Raw genomic sequence first — 17588 nt, forward strand, 5'->3', positions numbered from 1 at the left:
CGATGGTTTTACGGCTTACTTCGTGCTCTCCCCGGCGAGACTTGGCTTTTTTGTCACCGCCTTCGCAAGACGCAATTGCCTCTCACAAAAGGACACCGGCCGCTAGGGCGTCAGGACCACACGACTTCACCGTCCGCCTCATGCACACTCGTCACTCGCGCAATCGGCGTCCACCGCATCTCACCGCAACACCCGTGACGATGCGCAGCGCCCCTCGATCGGGTGAGACGGACACATTGAACATCTGAGTTGGGTGAAACGCCAAGCGGAATATTTTCTTATGCCGATATTGACAGGTTTTGCCGAGTTGCCCGTCGTGTCGAACCGGCAACACACCTCCGGGCCAACGCGGCGCCCAGGCGATCTTCGCTTTCCGGGATTCGAGCGCCGGAAATAGTCTCCGCCATCGTCGAGCTGCCGCTTCCTGCGATAAATCGTTGATCACCACGTCGCGCACAAATGGTGAACCGGAAATACCCACTCAGTTCGTGATCAAGGCGCAGGCAATCTCAGCCGCAGTTGCGCTGTGCCCGGACTGCTTCAGGGTTGCATCGGGACCGATCGGCGGCGTCGCACAAAAAATTGCTCGAACAATTCGTCACCACCGATATCTCTGGCGATTTCTCTCAATGCAAAGAATGGCATCAGCACAACAAACATGATCACCGCGAGCACGAGTTGTTCCAAAACACCCTGAGTCCCGATGCTGCTCATTACTGTCTTTCCCTTCCATAAGGCGGCCAGGCCTTCCTCGAGCAGATGAAATACAAGCAGAATAATCGAGAACACGGCAGACCTGTACGCGATCGGGTAGATCAAAGGCTTGTCTCGCAGCTCATCGGCGACGTGAAGCTCTTCTGCGACAAAAACAATCTTGGCCAGCACGAGGGCATTTATGATGGCAAAGCCCTGATGATAGAACGAGGCCTCTCCCAGAACGATCGATTTGTGAAGCGCGAACAGGCCGAGCAGTACCCAGAGATAAGCGAATATCCAAAGCAGCTTCTTTGCTTCGACGACGCCCTTCTCTTTCAGGCGGTTGAGCAGATCCTCGGCCATTCCTCGATCTCCTGCCAAATCTCGTTCGGTTAAATCACGCTAATGAACAAGTTTCGGCCGCTAGTTTCTGCCGGCCGTCGAACCGACGTTGGCGCGCTGAAATCGCTCCAATTCCTCCGCGAGGATCGGGACGCCGAGATTACAGGCCTGAACGCCCTGAACGACACACAACTTCAGGACCTCCATGATTTCTTCAATCGTTGCGCCGGCGACGAGCGCCCCCTTGATGTGGCGTCGCGTCCCGGGCGCATACATGTGGGTGTAAGACGCATCGAAAGCGACGCTTAAGAGCTCCACCTCTTTGGGCGCGAACGTGCCGCTTCCATAAACCCCCGCACCTGTCGCCATGAATGCGTCGGTCCAAACCGGGTCGAGCTGAAAAAACGGGTCCCACGCCGTATTCCATTGACCGACCGACCTCATCTTGTCGCAGGCCGGTGTCGCGACCGGGGGCCTCGGAGCGGACCTAGCTCCGGCCGCTTTGCCTTCCTCAAGCAGGATAGGCGCGCCGAGGCTGCAGGAATGGATCGACATCACCGATGCCATCTTGAGGATGGTGAGAATCTCATCGCGGGTTGCCCCGGTCTGGAGCGCTGCGCGGATATGCCGCCGCGTACCTTCCGGATTGAGATTCGTGCAGGCGGCGTTGAGCGCTACGCCGACCAGTTCGACGAATTTCCGTGGCAGGACCCCGTCAACCCACGGATCGATTGTCATCTTCATGCACGCCGCAGCCCAGGCCGCGTCCCATTCGACGAGCTTGGCCCCGGCCGCGTCCCACGGACCCATCTCGCCCGGCGAGGCTGACGCAATTGCATGATCATTGATCATTTTTCTGCCTCGCTAGAATGAGAACTGGCTATCGGCATCCGGCGCCGTCCGCAACATCTGCCATAAGCCCCGCCCTCAGCCGAGGGCGGGACTTCGAAGTCTTCGTCAGCTAATTCCTCGCTGCCATCAACGCGGCTTGTGCAGCCCTGACCGGCTCTGGTGCGATCATGCACGCGGCGATTGGATGCGAGTCACCTCCGATGACGGCCGGTTTGATCTTCCCGTCGGTCGGCCACGTGAGGAAACCCGGATTGAACTCGGTAGGATTGGGCGGCATGCCGTTGTTTTGGAGCGTCTCGTCAACGCTGTTGTACCAGGTGCCGACCTTCATAATCTTGCGCGCCTCTTCTGCGGTCGCCACTTTGCGGCCGAACTCCTTGCAAAGCCGCACCACACCCTGAATTTGCTCGACCGTAGTCTTGCGCTTGCGATCGGCGCCCCAGAGATTGTCCTCGTTGCCGACGCGCACGTGCTGACCAAGCACAAGGGACATCGCGGAGATGGATATCAAACCTCTCATGCTGGACCAGAACGTGTTAACCGATCCCTGCGGCACGCGTTGCAGGAAATGCATCAGATCAAATGGATTTCGGCCGAGCGTCCCGCCGCCGTAAGCGCAGAGCGCCATGTTCAGCGGACCCATGTAAACGCCTGCACGGATCAACCGCTCGATGATCTCCCACTGGTGAACATGAGCGGGAACGAAGTAAGGCTGGATGCCATTCTTCCGAAGACGTTTGAGGTGCTCGACGTAGAAGGCAGGCGTCGAATCCACCACCATGCCGGACCACGCCGCAAGCACCTTGGGATCGTCCATGTGCGTCCCCTTGATGTCTTCCTTAGAGAACATCGAGGCGATGTCCCACAACGTGGTTCCGGTCGTAATCGTCACATATTCCGGCTTGGGGTCTATTTCCGTGAGCATGTGGCGGGTGTCGTAGTCGAGCCACTTCGCCTTGGCGTCATCCGTGTGCGGCGCGAACGAGATCGAGCCGCCGACTTGAATGATCATGTCCGGGACGGCTTCCTTCACCCGCCTCATCAGGTAATTGTACTCGTCGAAGTTCGTCGAACCCATACCGGTGGCCGGGTTGCGAACGTGGAAGTGCAACATGGTGGCGCCGGCTTCGTAGCAGTCCACCGCGGCCTGAACCTGCTCGTCCCAGGAGAGGGGAATATCACTCGCGTCACCCGGCAGCCACGCCGGACCGTACGGCGCCGCGGTAATAATGAGCGGTGCCATGTTTTCCGGGAGGATTGAATTGTCCGTGTAATACATCTTCGTTCCTTTCGGGTTGGCGTTAGCGGTCCATCGTGATCGTTTCGGAACTAGTCGGGCTCCGGCATCGGAAAGGCGGTCGGGTCGGCCTGCCAAATGCCGAAAGTGTTCTTCGCAGGGTCCGCCACAATGGTCACCCAGGCGGTCTTGGGCACCGCTGTCTTCGGGCGGATAATCGAACCGCCCAAGTGCAGAATCCGAGCAGCAGTTTCATCGAGCGAGGGCACGTTGACGAACAGCATCCAACCGTTCAAACCGGGAATCGCGCGATGCGTGAGCCCGCCATGCAATGCCGGTCCCTCGCCTGCGCCGGACTGGATGCGCCAGTAACCAATGCCGGGCATCTGCTCGACCTGCCAACCGAACGCCTTGCGATAAAAGTCGGCCAATGCGCGCGGCTGCTCACCGTAGATCTCAAAATGAGTGACTGTGTTTTTCATCATGATGATGGTTCAAGACGTCTGTCTTGCTTCGCCAATAATTTACGCCAGAAGCCCTTCTCGTCTTCGATCAGAGAATGCTCGTAGTGCTCTCAAAGTCGCTTTGTGAAATTGTATCGTCCTAAGATTGCTTGACGGCACGAGCCTTTCCCCGCGGCGTTGTATTCCTGTCAATGCGATCTATGACCGCACGCCAACTTGGGGTAAGGAGATCATGGCCAGAAATGAAATAAGATCGCTTGCTATTTTGCGACAATCCGATCTGATATTTTCCGCCGCGCAATGGCGGCTGTCACGCCGGGTCACAGCAGATGGATGGGCAACAGCGCGTCGGAGTTCTGGTCGCGCTCCCGCTAGTCCTGCAGGAGCTGGGCGAAGACCCCGCAAGGCTCATTGCCGGCGCCGGTATTGACCCTGAGTTGCTGCACAATCCCGAAAACTCACTCACCTTCGTTGAGCTCGGAAGACTTCTGGAGGCCTGCGTGACTGCGACGGGCTGCGAGCATTTTGGGCTGCTTGTCGGACAACGGTCGACCACCGAAAGCCTCGGACTGGTGGGACGGCTGATGCGGAATGCTCCGACGCTCAAGGACGCGCTTCTCGACCTGTGCACCAATCAAAAGCGCTACGTTCGTGGCGCGGTGGCGTACCTCGTTGTTCAGGACGAAATCGCTTTCCTGGGGTATGCCGTCCATCATCCGGCGATGTTGGCCATCGATCAGCTCAGTGACGGAGCAATCGCAGTAGGCTTCAACATAATTTCGGAGCTTTCAGGTACCGCACCTGATGAGGCCTTGCTGGCTCGCCGTGCACCCGGCAATCTCGCGCCTTACCGCCAATTCTACGGTTCTACCCCGAGGTTCGATGCACAACAGAATGCATTGGCCTTTCCTGCCAGCCTTCTCACACATCCCGTGCGTGGCGCCGATCGCGAGTTGCGCAAAACCCTGGAAAAATTGGTCGCCAGCTATTGGGCCGTCGAACAGCCGAGCGTTGCGCAAACGGTCACTCGCCTGCTCCGGGCTCGAATCGTTTTTCCCAACACGTCGCTGGAAACGGTGGCAACTGAGCTATCCATGCACCCCCGCACGCTCAATCGCCGATTGCAGGCGGAGGGCAAGAGTTTCCGGGACTTGATGAGTGAGGCGCGTTTTCAAGGCGCGCGTCAACTGCTCGAAGGGACCAGGATGGAGGTTACCGAGATCGCGCTTGCGCTCGGTTATGCCGAACCGAGCAGCTTCACACATGCATTTCACAAATGGTCAGAGATGACGCCCAGCGAGTGGCGCAAGCACGGAAACGCAGGACTTGATCGTCTGCAGTAGGCCTCGCGAGCCGTGGTGCAAAAAAGCCAGCGCCGCCGCGACACTTTGTTGATACGCGGAATATCCGGGTTGCACCAAAAGCCGGTCATCCACGACGCGACGGAATATCAGATTTTTTTTTGCGAAGGACCGCGCCTGGCTAGGCGTCAGGACCACACGACTTCACCGTCCGCCTCATGCATACTCGTCAGTCGCACACTCGGCGTCCACCGCATCTCACCGCAACACCCGTGACGATGCGCAGCGCCCCTCGATCGGGTGAGACGGATATATTGAACATCTGAGTTGGGTGAAACGTCGAGCGGAATATTTTCTTATGCCGATATTGACAGGTTTTGCTGAGTTGCCCTTCGTGTCGAACCGGCAACACACCTCGGAGCAAGATTGATGTGTTCGCAGCAATCGCTCTGCAATCAGGTCAATTGCTCGGGGGCAGCGGCACGCACGGCTCGGTAGATATTCACGATTACCGAGCTTCGAACAAAGGTCGCTATGTCCGAATCCCCGAGGGGCGCTGTTACGCCCGCCTCGATTGTTGACGCGCTGAAAGCTGTGGCCGGCGATCCGCCAAAGGCACGCGCGAGCTTTGCCAAAGGCCAGTGCGTCCACGGCACCTACATACCGTCCCATCAGGCGGAGGAAATCACGAAATCGCTGAGCTTCACGAGACCATCCCGCGTGCTGGCGCGCTTCTCCGTGGGCGGCGGCAATCCCGATGTGGCGGATACCGAAAGTCTCGTTCCGCGCGGCTTCAGCTTCAGGCTCGGCGACATCGGCCATCGCACGGATATCGTCACGCAAAACTCTCCCGTTCATTATGCACGGACGCTCGCGCAGATGCTGGCGTTCCTGGAGGCGCGCATCCCGGGCCCCGATGGAAAGCCGGATATGGAGAAGGTCAGAGCATTCTCTGCCGCCAATCCGGAAACGCTGCATCACGTGAACTACATCGCCACGCGGCCGCCTGGGAGTTTTGCCGGCACGACCTATTGGGGTGTGCACGCCTTCCCCGCCACCAATGCGATGGGCGAGATACGGTTCATCAAATTCAAGATCGCGCCGGTCGGCGGGGACGTGACGCTGGCGGGACCGGAAGCCAAGGCGAGGTCTGCCGACTTCCTGCACGACGAGCTCGAACAGCGGGTTGCTACGGGCAACATTCGCTTCAGCGTGCTCGCGTTGCTCGACCGCCCCGGCGACCCCACCATGGACCTGACTGTCCGATGGCCCGATGAGGATCATCGCGAAGCCGTGCGACTGGGGACGATCGTGATCACCGGCATCGAGCCAAACGAAACCTGCGATGGCTCCATCTTCGATCCGGCAAATCTCGCCGAGGGTATCGGTCACCCGCATGACGAGATCTTTGCAGCGCGCGCCACAGCCTACGCCATCTCACTGAAGATGCGTCGCTGATCAGACGGGCCGCTGCACATTGCCCGGAATTACGCATCCCCTCCGGACACGCCGAGCTTTTCGCGACGCCACACGCCCGGGCTGATCCCGACCACGGCCGTAAACACCCGCGTAAAGTGGCTTTGGTTGGCAAAGCCGGCCGATATCGCAATCTCGGCCAGGGGCAGCTCGCGCACCGTCATCAGTTGTTGGGCCACCTCGACACGCTGGCGGAGCAGCCACCGGTGCGGCGGTAGGCCGGTGGAGATTCGAAATGCGCGCGAAAAATGGCTGACCGAGAGGTCAAACTCGGCCGCGATTTGTTGCAATGGAAGCTTTCCACCGAGGTCGGAATCCAGTCTTTCGCAGGCGCGTTTCGTCTGCCACGGCGCGAGGCCACCGCGAGCCGGCTCGGCTCTGCGCTGCATTCCGCCATAGGTCTGCGCGACATGAACTGTAAATGCGAACAGCGAGTAGTCGATGAAGAGCCGATTGGTCTCAGTCGGCCGACGCAGCGCTGGCAGGAGCGCCCCACCGATATGACGGATGATCGGGTCGTCATGGCCGACGCCGAACTGACAGGGAAGATCGCCAACGCGCGGTGCGCGGGACTGCTCCGTGATGCCGTCGAGCGCCGAGCGCGGAAGATAGAAATGGAGGGAATGGAACGGCTTGTCGATGACGAATCGCGGATCGATCTTCATGTCGTACAAATATGTTGCGCCCGCTCGGATATCGGCCTTGGTGACGCACTTGCTGCGTGCCCAGAGCTCGCAGCTCGGGTAATCGTTAAGCTTCAGGCTGACAACATAGGAATCCTCAAGGACCATCCCGCCGGAAAGGCTCCGCACCGGGGCATCATCCCGGGTTTCAGTGACGGCGATCTCGGTATTGCGCAGTGAACGCGTGATCAACGAGGGCGGTTCATGCTCGAGATGCAAGAACCGCCTGACGTTCTGACCGTAGAAACCCCTCTGCGTCATGTGGGCCGTCCCATCGTCAGGAGTTGGGCCGGCTGCTCTCACTCGCATTGTCGCCTGCGCCATCTCATTGAAGACTCGCCGCTGATCGGACGAGCCGCCGCGCTGCCCGGAAATCACGCATCCCCTCCGGACACGCCGAGCTTTTCGCGGCGCCACACGCCCGGGCTGATCCCGACCGCGGCCGTAAACACCCGCGTAAAGTGGCTTTGGTTGGCAAAGCCGGCCGATATCGCGATCTCGGCCAGCGGCAACTCGCGCACCGTCATCAGCTGCTTTGCGGCCTTCACCCGCTGACGAAGCAGCCACTGATGCGGCGGCAGCCCGGTGGAGCTGCGAAAGGCCCGTGAAAAATGCCCGACCGAGAGGCCGAATTCAGCCGCGATTTGTTGCAGCGAAAGCTCTCCGCCCAGATCGGAGTCGAGCCTTTCACAGGCTCGTTTCACCTGCCAGGGCGCGAGACCGCCGCGGGCCGAATTAGTGACGCGCTGCAGTCCGCCATAGGCCTGTGCGATGTGCGCGCCGAACGCAAGGATCAGGTGATCGATGAAAAGCTGGTTCGCCTCGTCCGGCCGGCGCAGACCCTGCAGCAGCGCCGCGCCGACATGGCGCATCACCGCGTCGTCATGGCCGGTACCGAATTGACAGGCGAGGTCCTCGACGCGCGGCGCGCCGGCCTCTTCAGCGATACGATCGAGCGCCGAACGCGGCAGATAGAACTGGATGGAATGGAATGGCTTGTCGATGACATAGCGCGGATCCTGCCTGAGATCGTACAGCCATGTCGTACCAGCCCTGACATCCGCCTTGGTGACACACTTGCCGTGCTTCCAGAGTTCGCAGTCCGGATAGTCATGGAGCTTCAGGCTGACGATATAGGCCTCGTCTGCCATGGACCCGGAAAGACCCGGCACGGGGTTATCATTCTGCGTTTCGGCGGCAGCGAGATCGATGCCGCGCATTGAGCGCGTGATCACCGCGCTCGGCGCATCCTTCAAATGCAGGTAACGCCCTACCCTCTGCCCGAAGGTGCCTGCCTGGGTCATGTGGGTCGATCTCATCGTGAGGAGCTGGGCCAGGCGGCTCTGGGTTCGCCTGCGCGGTCGCCTGCATTATCCGGGATCGGCGCGCCGTGGTCTAGGTCTGCGGCGTATCGCGCGGCCATTGTGACCGTCTCGTGACGGGGACGATTTCCGCAGTGATTTCAACGCGCGGCATGCGACCGCGCTGATGACATCGATCAACGATGCTGACCTAACGCCCGCGGGCCCACCCGTCACACGACGCTTGCAGCAGGATCAGGCAAGGCGCGGCCGTTTTGGGAAAGAACCCGTAGTTCTCCGGGCCTAAAACGCGCAGCCAAAGCTCGCAGCATTGACCGGCAACAATACCGAACACCCGAAGCAACGGCTTCACGCCAACCCGGGCGTCGGGCCGGTGGCGCGCGCATGGCCTCGCAATACGAGTACAAGCCGATGAGCAAACCGATCCAGCACGATGCGCCAGAGCATTCGCAGGCAGCCCCCGAGGCGCGTCAAACCGACGTGCCAAGCAACGAGCACCGTACCGCCGATGCCGAGATGGCGCGCGTGCTCGGGACCACCCCGTTTCACATGGCTCTGGACTCCTCGGGTGCCGGGATCGCGCACTGGAAACATGATCCATTGCACGACGTCGTCGAGCCGATGACCCATCACGTCATCATGGCCTACAACGGCACGGTACAGCACGTGGAGCGGCGGTCGGGACAATCGGTTGCGACTGGAACGTTCCGGCCCGGCGTCGTGATCATCATTCCGGAAGGATCGAGCTCGCGATGGGATATTCCAAAACCCGTTGACGTGGTTCAGCTCTATCTTCCGCACGCCATGCTCACACGCGTTGCGGACGAGGTCGACGCGGCCACGCCGAAGGACATCCTGGAGCGCACGGGGCATCCCGATGCCATCACGTCCCGATTGCTGCTCAGCGCATCGGAGATCGTGGAGAGCAACGACGCGCTGGATACGTTGTTCAGGCAGCAACTGACCGAGTTGCTGGCCACCCGTCTCCTGCTGGCGCACGCCAGTTCGCCAACCACGATCCAGCCGGTCAGGGGAGGATTGGCGCCGAAAGCGCTGCTTCGCGCGATCGAGCGCCTGCGTTCGGACAGCGATTCTGACGTGTCATTGGCGGCGCTCGCGTCGGAGGCCGGCCTGTCGCGCTTCCACTTCTGTCGCGCCTTCAAGGAGAGTACCGGACTGTCACCCCATGCCTGGCTGCGCCAGCACCGGCTCGAGCAGGCAATGAACATGTTGCAAAACACCGATGAGCCAATCGTGTCAGTGGCGGCGGAGCTCGGCTACGCCTCGCAGACCGCCTTTGCCGCGGCGTTCAAGAAACTGACCGGCGAAGCACCGCGCGATTGGCGGCGACGCGCCCGTTAGCCGCAATCCATCTGCAAGCACGGCAATCTCGCTGGGGCAGCGGCAATGTCGATCCGATAGATCAGCATGGCCAACACCCGCAACGGATGGAGACTAGCGATGAACTGGAAGACATGCGTCACCGCCCTTCCTGCAATCGTTCCACCACGGCGAGCCATTGCGACCGCCCTCGTCTACGGTCTCTCGCTCGGCGTTCGTTTCACCTCAGCCACCGGCGAACAAGTGGAAGTTCACTCGCTGGCCACGGCGTCGATCATGACAACAGACGATACACCAACATCCGACAATGGCTGGCATCTGGGACCGGCGCAGCCGATTGCTCTGCGGCTCACCCAGCCGCCGGCTGCCGGGCGCTGTCATGCGGGGTGTGGACGCACCATGCCCATGGCATCGGCGCCCACATGCGGCGCTCCGTAAGCGTCGGATAAATTCCTCTCACATCTTCGTATCGCATGCGATCGCGCCGGTCCCTCAGGGATCGCGATGATGACGCGTGCATCCGGCATCACTGCCGGCGCCTCTCACCCGATTGAACTCTTGCGCCACAGCTTTCGGAGGACACCATGTCGACCCTTCCCTACGCCGCCGAGCAGAAAGCCGGCATCCACCCGTCTCCGTCGCGCCATGCCATCCGGCGCGCAGCATTCGCACTCGCCGCAGCGCTCGGCGTCGCCGGCACTGCCGATTTCGGCTACTACTACATCACCACCGGCCGCTACCTGGAAACGACCGACGATGCCTACGTCAAGGCCGACTCCACTATCGTCGCACCCAAGGTTTCGGGCTACATCGCCAAGGTGCTCGTATCCGACAACGAGCCGGTCAAGGCCGGCCAGACGCTGGCGCGGATCGACGATCGCGACTTCAGGGCCGCGCTGCAACAGGCCCAGGCGGATGTCGCCGCCTCCGACGCTGTCGTCAAGAACCTCAACGTGCAGATCGAATTGCAGGAGCCGCTGATTCAGCAACAGGCGGCCGAAGTCGATGCGATCGATGCCAGCCTGAAATTCGCGCAGCAGGAACGCGCCCGCTACGACGAGCTGATGAAGACCGGTGCCGGCACGATCCAGCGCGCCCAGCAGACCGACGCGGCGTTGCGCGCGCAGACTGCGCAGCTGCAGCAAGGCAAGGCCGGATTGATCGCGGCCAACAAGAAGATCGAGGTGCTCGCGACCCAGCGCGCGCAGGCCGTCGCGCAACTCGGCCGCGCACAGGCGGTCGAACAGCAGGCTGCCCTGAACCTCTCCTATACCGAGATCACGGCGCCGGTCGGCGGTACGGTGGGCGCACGAACACTTCGCGTCGGCCAGTATGTGCAGGCCGGAACCCAGCTGATGGCGGTCGTGCCGCTCGACGCGGTCTATGTGGTCGCGAATTTCAAGGAGACCCAGCTCACCCATGTGCGCAACGGCCAGCCGGTCGAGCTGCGGGTCGACAGCTTCCATTCGACCAGGCTGAAAGGTCATGTCGACAGCCTGTCGCCGGCGAGCGGCCTGGAATTCGCTCTGCTGCCGCCCGACAATGCCACCGGCAACTTCACCAAGATCGTGCAGCGCGTGCCGGTCAAGATCGTGCTCGACGATGCGAGGCTGAGCGGCCGCCTGCGGCCGGGCATGTCGGCTGAGCCGACCGTCGATACGAAATCGGCCGCTGTCGCCGAGCGTCTCTCCGACAAGAAACGGCTCGCAACGCGCGACGCCGGTTCGACAGCCGACTGATGCTTCATCCCTCGCACGCGGTGACCACCATGACCACAGCGCAAGCCACCAGCGAAGTCGCTCCCGCCAGCGCAACTCCGTTGCCGGCCGCAGGTCCCGCCATCTCCACAAAGACCTGGCTCGCGGTGACGGGCGCGACGCTGGGCGCCTTCATGGCGGTGCTCAGTATCCAGATCGTCAATGCCTCGCTTGCCGACATTCAGGGCGGAATCGGCGCGGGCATCGACGACGGCGGTTGGATCTCGACGTCCTATCTGATCGCCGAGATCGTCGTGATTCCACTCTCCGGCTGGCTCGCCCAGGTGTTCTCGGTCCGCATCTATCTGTTGACCAACGCGTTCCTGTTCCTGGTGTTTTCCGCGGCGTGCGCGCTCGCGCACGACCTGCCGCAGATGATCGTGCTGCGCGCCGTGCAGGGCTTCACCGGCGGCGTGCTGATCCCGATGGCGTTTACGCTCATCATCACGCTGTTGCCGAAGGCGAAGCAGCCGATCGGGCTCGCGATGTTTGCGGTCTCGGCAACCTTCGCGCCTGCGATCGGTCCGACCATCGGGGGTTATCTCACCGAGAATTTCGGCTGGCAGTACATCTTCTACGTCAACGTCGTCCCCGGCGCGGTCATGATCGCCATGCTGTACGTCTCGCTGGAGGCTGCGCCGATGAAGCTGTCGCTGCTGCGCGAGGGCGACTGGGCCGGCATCATCACCATGGCGATCGGGCTCGCCGCGCTGCAGACCGTGCTGGAAGAGGGCAACAAGGACGACTGGTTCGGTTCGCCCTTCATCGTTCGGCTGGCCGTCATCGCTGCGGTCGCGCTGGCGCTGTTCCTCGCAATCGAGCTGGCCACCAAGCGGCCGTTGCTCAACTTACGCATCCTGCTCCGCTGCAATTTCGGGTTCGGCGTTCTCGCGAACTTCCTGCTTGGCGTCTCACTGTATGGCTCGGTCTATGTCCTGCCGGTCTACCTGTCCCGGATCCAGGGTTACAATTCGGAGCAGATCGGCATGGTGCTGGCCTGGACCGGCCTGCCGCAGCTCCTGCTGATCCCGCTGGTGCCCCAGCTGATGAAGCGCTTCGACCCGCGTCTCGTGATCGGCATCGGCTTCGTGTTGTTCGGGGGTTCGAACTTCATGAACATCCATATCACGAACGACTATGCGGCAGACCAGCTGTTTTGGCCGAATGTCATCCGCGCCCTTGGTCAGGCACTGGTGTTCGCGCCGCTTTCCGCAGTTGCGACCGCCGGAATCGAGCAGGAGAACGCCGGCTCGGCCTCTGCGCTATTCAACATGATGCGAAACCTCGGCGGCGCAATCGGCATCGCGGCACTGCAGACATTGCTGACGAAGCGCGAGCAATACCACTCCAATGTGCTCTCGCAGCACGTCACCATGCTCGAGCAGGCGACCCGCACCCGGCTCGATCAGCTCACGCAGTATTTCATCAACCATGGTGTGGTCGACCGGGTGGACGCCGTCCACCACGCCTATGTCGCGATCGGCAAGGTCATCCAGAAGCAAGCCTTCATTCTTGGCTTCAGCGACACCTTCTATCTGCTCGGCGTCTCGCAGATCGTCGCGCTGATCGCGGCGCTCATGCTCACCAAGCCCGATCGTCTCGACGCCGGCGGCGCGCACTGACCGTCAACGGCAACGCCTCACCGGGGTTGATGACGACCTAGCTCGGCCACGGCGTATTGCGAATCCGCGTGCAGGCGTTCGGCCTGTGGAACGTCGGATCGTGCTCGCAGACAAAATCGAAGTTGACCGTGCCGAACGTGGTGTGCGGCTTCTTCAACGCCGAGCAGGTTTGAACCGCGATGAACTCGTTCTTGAAATCACCGCGGGGAAACGCCGCGATAACGCCGTCGCGCTGCTCTGCCGTGTAGTCGTCGTATCCGACGCCGACGGCGTCGACCAAAACCCCGGCATTGGTGAGCGCGATTTCCGGCCGCATGTATTGCGGGATGCCGGGCGTGGTGTGCAAGGCAATCGCCCCCCACACCAGATCCGCCTTCGGCTCGGGAATGCCATGACTGCGGAGAAACTCGCGCGCCGCATCGGCTCCGTCGACCTCGAACCGCTTGGTCTCGGTATGGAAAGCGTCGGCAAGACCCAAATCATGGAACAGCGCGGCGACATAGAGCAGCTCGAGATCGAACTTCAGGTTCTGCCTGATGCCCTTGAGCGCGCCGAACATGAACACGCGGACCGAGTGATTGAACAACATCTCGGTCTCGTGCTGCCGCACCAGCTCGGCGGCTTCGCGTGCGATCCTGCTATCCGGGATCCGAACGCCGGAAATGATCTCGGCCATCGTCGCGCTCCTGTCTGCTGCGATATCGTTGGTCAATACGTAGCGCGCAAATGGCGAACCGGAAGTCTTCTGCTGAATGAAGATTTGACACTGAGATATTGAACCTGATGCAGCATCTCGCTCAGGCATCGAGCCTGCGGCGCGGCCGCCTGGCTCCGCGCGTCCGTCGCGATGGACAGCAAGAGACCGCCCGAAGGCGGTCCCTTACTCAGGAGAAAAGACGTTTCCGTCAGATATCGACCTGGATCGAAAGGTTGGAGCGTACCCAATCCGATTGCCCAGCCTTCAGCCGCTTGGCTTGAAATTCCGCGAAAGCCGGATCGGCACCAAGTGAGGCCAAGCTGCGCCCATAAGCCTCTATACTTTCGAAGCGAGCGACAAAGGCGTAATTCCCGACCTCGCCACCGATCACCGACCAATAGCTCACGTCGGCCCCGTGTTTCCTCCAGAGTACAGCCCCTTCCTTTGCAAGCTGCAAGACCGTCGCAAGATCGCCACCGGGTTTTGGATGTGAAACGAACTGCATGACAACTGCAGGCATTTTCCCCTCCATTGATAAATTATTGCGCCAAATAACTAGGTGGTCATTCAACGCCATGGAGAATTCCAAACAGGGCCGTCTCAGGCTTGATCTGGATCAATCCTTTTCCAGCAAACAGCCAACGGGCGATGAATGAAGCGGCCGTCATCACCGTCAACGCGCAGACCATCAATTTGGCGGCTCGCGCTGGATGCGATCTGGAGCACACCCGCGAAACCGGACGCAAATCGCCTGATAGCCCGGAGATCGATCTGCCGCCCGGCAAGGTCACCCTCCAGGTCGCGAGCGGCACGGCCGATATCCGGGAGTTCGAGGTCGCGGCCGACGAGACCTGGGGCCTGCTGGCCGGTCCGACCGGCGTCCCCCTCCCCATGCGGCTTTACTGACGCGAAATTGCGCTAAGCTGTCGGCACGCGTTGTCCTTGGTGGATCGAAAATGGTCCTCGCCTCGCCCTGAATCGGGAACAGCCCATGCCGCCTGCCATCACACCGGACTTGCAGACCATCGAGACCAACGGCATCCGCCTTCGTGTGGCATTGGCCGGCGCGGGCCCGCTCGTGATCTTGATCCACGGCTTTCCGGAGAGTTGGTATTCGTGGCGGCACCAGATCCCGGCGCTGGCAGCCGCCGGCTATCGCGTTGCCGCGCCTGACGTCCGCGGCTATGGCGGCAGCGACAAGCCGCACGCCATCGAGGCCTACGCGCTCAAGACCATCGCGGCTGACATCAACGGCCTGATCGCGGCACTCGGCGCGGACCGCGCCGTCGTGGTCGGTCACGACTGGGGCGCGCCGATTGCCTACGGCACGGCCTCGTTTCATCCCGAGCGCGTGCGCGCCGTGGCGGGCCTGAGCGCACCGGCGCTCGGCCGGGGACCGATGCCGAGCGTCCAGCTGTTTCGCAACATCTACAAGGATCGCTTCTTCTACCAGCTCCATTTTCAGGAACCCGGCGTGGCCGAGGCCGAACTGGAGGCCAACGTCCCGACCAGCCTGCGCAAGCTCTATTATTGGAGCTCGGGCGAAGGCCAAAAAGCCGGCGCGAAGATCGACAATCCGGCAGCGCGCGGCCTGCTCGATCGCCTGGTCGATCCCGATCCGCTTCCGGGCTGGCTGAGCGCGGCCGATCTCGGCTACTTCGCCAGCCAGTTTCAGAACAGCGGCTTCCGCGGCCCGCTCAATCGCTATCGCAACTCCGAGCGCGATTTCGAGGACATGGCCGTTTTCGACGGCAAGCAGATCACGCAACCGACCGCCTTCTTGGCCGGCAGCCTCGAGCCGATCCTGCGCATGATCCCCGGTGTCGATATGGTCGACCTGATGCGGCAGCGCTGCGCCGACCTGCGCCTGGTCCGGATCATGGAAGACGCCGGCCATTGGCTGCAGCAGGAGCGGCCGGCCGAGGTCGACGCAGCGCTGCTCGAGTTTTTGCGCGGCCTTCCGGCGGAGTGACGCGTGGCGACATTGCCGCGCTGCCGACGGCCGACGGCGACGGTCAGTCAGCCGGGCTGAAGCGCAGCGTGCCGGCCCGACGCGTCGGTTTCCCGGTGTCGTTGGTATGATTGACGCCGTCCATGACAGGCACTTCAGGGAAATCGAACGGGCTTACCCCGTCCAGGCAAGCCACGTTCACGGCATACAGGCTCTGGTCAGATCGTCGTTGATGATGGGTGTAGATTCCGCAGCGAGAACAGAAGAAATGCTGCGCCGATCCGGTATGGAAGCGGTAGCGTGTCAGCGCATCGTCGCCCTGCAGGAGCTTGATCCCGCCCATCTCCGCCATGGCAACGATGGCGCCTCGTATCCGGCAGTAGGAGCAGGTGCAGCGGCGGATCGAATTGAAGCCGTCGCTGAGCGTTGCCTCGAAACGCACCGCGCCGCAACTGCACCGGCCAGCCCGAATGTTCGTGTCGCTCACCATGTTGCCCGTGCTGATTGAGACTGACCTCAACACGAAGCGTATCTCTGGAATGTGGGCCGCACAATTCAGAAAAATTCGCGCAACACGCGAGAAAAACTTGCGCGAAGGCAGGCAGCAACGGTGTTGGGCGTGAACTACACGTTACACGCCAGTCCGCCAACCCGCCGGCTCTGGTCTGTCTCGACGGCGCGCAGATGATCCAGCATCAGGCGGCTGGTGGCCGACAGATGCGCTGAGTCGCGGATCACGATCTTCAATTCGCGGCGGCCCCAGGCATCGCGCAGCGGAATCGCGCGAAGACCCATGCCGGCGCCGACCACCTCGAAGGCGCGATCGGGGATCAGGCCAAGCCCCATATTGGCTTGCACCATGCGGCAGACCGCATCGAAGCCGGGCACGTTGATGCGCAGCCGCATCGTCTTGCCGGCCTGGGTCGCGGCATATTGCGAACGCAGATAGATCGAGCTCGCGGTGTGCAGGCCGATATGGTCGAAATCGAGCGTCTCGGTGAACAGCAGACTGGCGCGGCCGGCCAGCCGGTGGTCCGGCCGCATCACGACCACCAGATTGTCGTAGCGGTAGTGGAAGGCCTCGAGCGCGCGGCTGTCGGCCTCGGCCGAGCAGATGCCGATCTCGGCCGCGCCCTCCTCGATGCCGCGCACCACCTGCCCGCTCGGCCGTTCCTGCAGGTCGACGCGGAGCAATTCATGCGCTCCGAAGAAGGCCGAGAGATCCTCGGGCAGATACTGCACGATCGCCGAGAGGTTGGCGAGCATGCGGACATGGCCGCGCACGCCGTGCGAATATTCCGACAGCTCGACCGCGATCTTCTCGACATTGAGCAGCGTGACCCGGGCGTGATGCAGCAGCGCCTCGCCGGCCGGCGTCAGCGCCATGCCCTTGGCGAGCCGCTTGAACAGCGTGACGCCGAACGCCAGCTCGAAATCGTTCATCCGCTTCGACACCGCCGACGCCGCGATCCCCTCGCGCTGCGCGGCGCGGGTGAGATTCTGCTCGTCGCAGACCGCGACGAACAGGCGAAGCGTGGTGAGATCGACGCGGCGGGTGAGCGCGGTCTCTGCGGGCGTGGGGCTGCGTTGCGTGTCTGATACGAGCGAGGCGAGCGGCATGGGCAGCGTCCTGGCGGGAGAGGACGCAAGGTTAGCCCCGGGGGTGGCGCGGAAGATTCCAAAGCAGCGCGGGATGGCGCGAATTGTTGGTAAATTATTCCAAGAATGCCACAGGAAAGCGAATTCCATCCCAAATCGCTCAGGGCAATCTCTCACCATCACCCCCGCGCAACGGCTTCGCCGTTGTCGCTGGAGGTGCGAGCGAAGCGAGCCTCGAAGGGCGACGG

18 protein-coding genes are annotated in these 17588 nt (G+C 61.8%); 8 read left to right on the forward strand and 10 right to left on the reverse strand.

Translation table 11 applies throughout. The annotated features are described in order from the left end of the window. Positions 1-540: 540 nt before the first annotated feature. The 4 genes from G6P99_RS33095 to G6P99_RS33110 all read right to left on the reverse strand — a co-directional run bounded on the left by G6P99_RS33095 (position 541) and on the right by G6P99_RS33110 (position 3612). The gene (locus tag G6P99_RS33095; protein ID WP_029078765.1) at positions 541-1059 is read right to left on the reverse strand and encodes a hypothetical protein; all 519 of its coding nucleotides are present in this window, start codon (positions 1057-1059) and stop codon (positions 541-543) included. A gap of 60 nt (positions 1060-1119) precedes the next feature. Then, a complete protein-coding gene (locus G6P99_RS33100; protein WP_165125001.1) occupies positions 1120-1890 on the reverse strand; it encodes a carboxymuconolactone decarboxylase family protein in 771 nt (256 codons plus the stop codon). Positions 1891-1999: 109 nt separating this feature from the next. Further along, positions 2000-3169 (reverse strand): 3-keto-5-aminohexanoate cleavage protein, encoded by a 1170-nt coding sequence (locus G6P99_RS33105; RefSeq protein WP_084518315.1) that lies wholly within the window; start codon positions 3167-3169, stop codon positions 2000-2002. 50 nt (positions 3170-3219) lie between these two features. Beyond that, positions 3220-3612, reverse strand: coding sequence for a VOC family protein (locus tag G6P99_RS33110; RefSeq protein ID WP_245284537.1), 393 nt, complete (start codon positions 3610-3612; stop codon positions 3220-3222). Positions 3613-3920: 308 nt separating this feature from the next. On the opposite strand from G6P99_RS33110, the gene G6P99_RS33115 reads away from it, so the two are divergent. Together G6P99_RS33115 and G6P99_RS33120 are read left to right on the forward strand one after the other, a co-directional pair. Further along, positions 3921-4934: an AraC family transcriptional regulator gene (locus tag G6P99_RS33115; RefSeq protein WP_165125004.1), complete on the forward strand. Its 1014-nt coding sequence runs from the start codon at positions 3921-3923 to the stop codon at positions 4932-4934. A gap of 492 nt (positions 4935-5426) precedes the next feature. Continuing rightward, entirely contained in the window at positions 5427-6350 is a 924-nt protein-coding gene (locus G6P99_RS33120) for a catalase family peroxidase (protein ID WP_165125007.1), read from the forward strand. A gap of 29 nt (positions 6351-6379) precedes the next feature. Here G6P99_RS33120 and G6P99_RS33125 read toward each other — a convergent pair whose 3' ends face one another. After that, complete coding sequence (locus tag G6P99_RS33125) at positions 6380-7312, reverse strand: helix-turn-helix domain-containing protein (RefSeq protein WP_029078768.1); 933 nt, start codon at positions 7310-7312, stop codon at positions 6380-6382. 113 nt (positions 7313-7425) lie between these two features. Beyond that, on the reverse strand, positions 7426-8355 hold the full coding sequence (locus G6P99_RS33130) for a helix-turn-helix domain-containing protein (protein WP_165125010.1): 930 nt from the start codon (positions 8353-8355) through the stop codon (positions 7426-7428). Between the two features lie 429 nt (positions 8356-8784). On the opposite strand from G6P99_RS33130, the gene G6P99_RS33135 reads away from it, so the two are divergent. The 4 genes from G6P99_RS33135 (at position 8785) to G6P99_RS33150 (ending at position 13093) form a co-directional block, all read left to right on the forward strand. Next, positions 8785-9735 (forward strand): helix-turn-helix transcriptional regulator, encoded by a 951-nt coding sequence (locus tag G6P99_RS33135; RefSeq protein WP_029078770.1) that lies wholly within the window; start codon positions 8785-8787, stop codon positions 9733-9735. Between the two features lie 99 nt (positions 9736-9834). Beyond that, the gene (locus G6P99_RS33140) at positions 9835-10152 is read left to right on the forward strand and encodes a hypothetical protein (RefSeq protein ID WP_156928404.1); all 318 of its coding nucleotides are present in this window, start codon (positions 9835-9837) and stop codon (positions 10150-10152) included. Between the two features lie 146 nt (positions 10153-10298). After that, positions 10299-11453, forward strand: a complete 1155-nt coding sequence (locus G6P99_RS33145) for an HlyD family secretion protein (protein WP_165125013.1) — start codon at positions 10299-10301, stop codon at positions 11451-11453. A gap of 152 nt (positions 11454-11605) precedes the next feature. Then, complete coding sequence (locus G6P99_RS33150) at positions 11606-13093, forward strand: MDR family MFS transporter (protein ID WP_414645601.1); 1488 nt, start codon at positions 11606-11608, stop codon at positions 13091-13093. A gap of 37 nt (positions 13094-13130) precedes the next feature. On the opposite strand, the gene G6P99_RS33155 is transcribed toward G6P99_RS33150, so the two are convergent. Both G6P99_RS33155 and G6P99_RS33160 read right to left on the reverse strand, forming a co-directional pair. Further along, the gene (locus G6P99_RS33155; RefSeq protein ID WP_165125016.1) at positions 13131-13769 is read right to left on the reverse strand and encodes an HD domain-containing protein; all 639 of its coding nucleotides are present in this window, start codon (positions 13767-13769) and stop codon (positions 13131-13133) included. Between the two features lie 229 nt (positions 13770-13998). Next, positions 13999-14367 (reverse strand): hypothetical protein, encoded by a 369-nt coding sequence (locus G6P99_RS33160; protein WP_156928405.1) that lies wholly within the window; start codon positions 14365-14367, stop codon positions 13999-14001. A 29-nt stretch (positions 14368-14396) separates the two neighbouring features. Between G6P99_RS33160 and G6P99_RS33165 the strand changes: the two genes are divergently transcribed. Then, on the forward strand, positions 14397-14696 hold the full coding sequence (locus tag G6P99_RS33165) for a hypothetical protein (protein ID WP_156928406.1): 300 nt from the start codon (positions 14397-14399) through the stop codon (positions 14694-14696). A gap of 85 nt (positions 14697-14781) precedes the next feature. Continuing rightward, positions 14782-15762, forward strand: a complete 981-nt coding sequence (locus G6P99_RS33170) for an alpha/beta fold hydrolase (protein ID WP_029078775.1) — start codon at positions 14782-14784, stop codon at positions 15760-15762. 43 nt (positions 15763-15805) lie between these two features. Here G6P99_RS33170 and G6P99_RS33175 read toward each other — a convergent pair whose 3' ends face one another. Together G6P99_RS33175 and G6P99_RS33180 are read right to left on the reverse strand one after the other, a co-directional pair. After that, positions 15806-16231: a GFA family protein gene (locus G6P99_RS33175; protein WP_165125019.1), complete on the reverse strand. Its 426-nt coding sequence runs from the start codon at positions 16229-16231 to the stop codon at positions 15806-15808. A gap of 134 nt (positions 16232-16365) precedes the next feature. Beyond that, positions 16366-17361, reverse strand: coding sequence for a LysR substrate-binding domain-containing protein (locus G6P99_RS33180; RefSeq protein ID WP_029078777.1), 996 nt, complete (start codon positions 17359-17361; stop codon positions 16366-16368). Positions 17362-17588 lie beyond the last annotated feature (227 nt).

The sequence above is a fragment of the Bradyrhizobium sp. 6(2017) genome, assembly GCF_011058295.2.
Lineage (GTDB): Bacteria > Pseudomonadota > Alphaproteobacteria > Rhizobiales > Xanthobacteraceae > Bradyrhizobium > Bradyrhizobium septentrionale.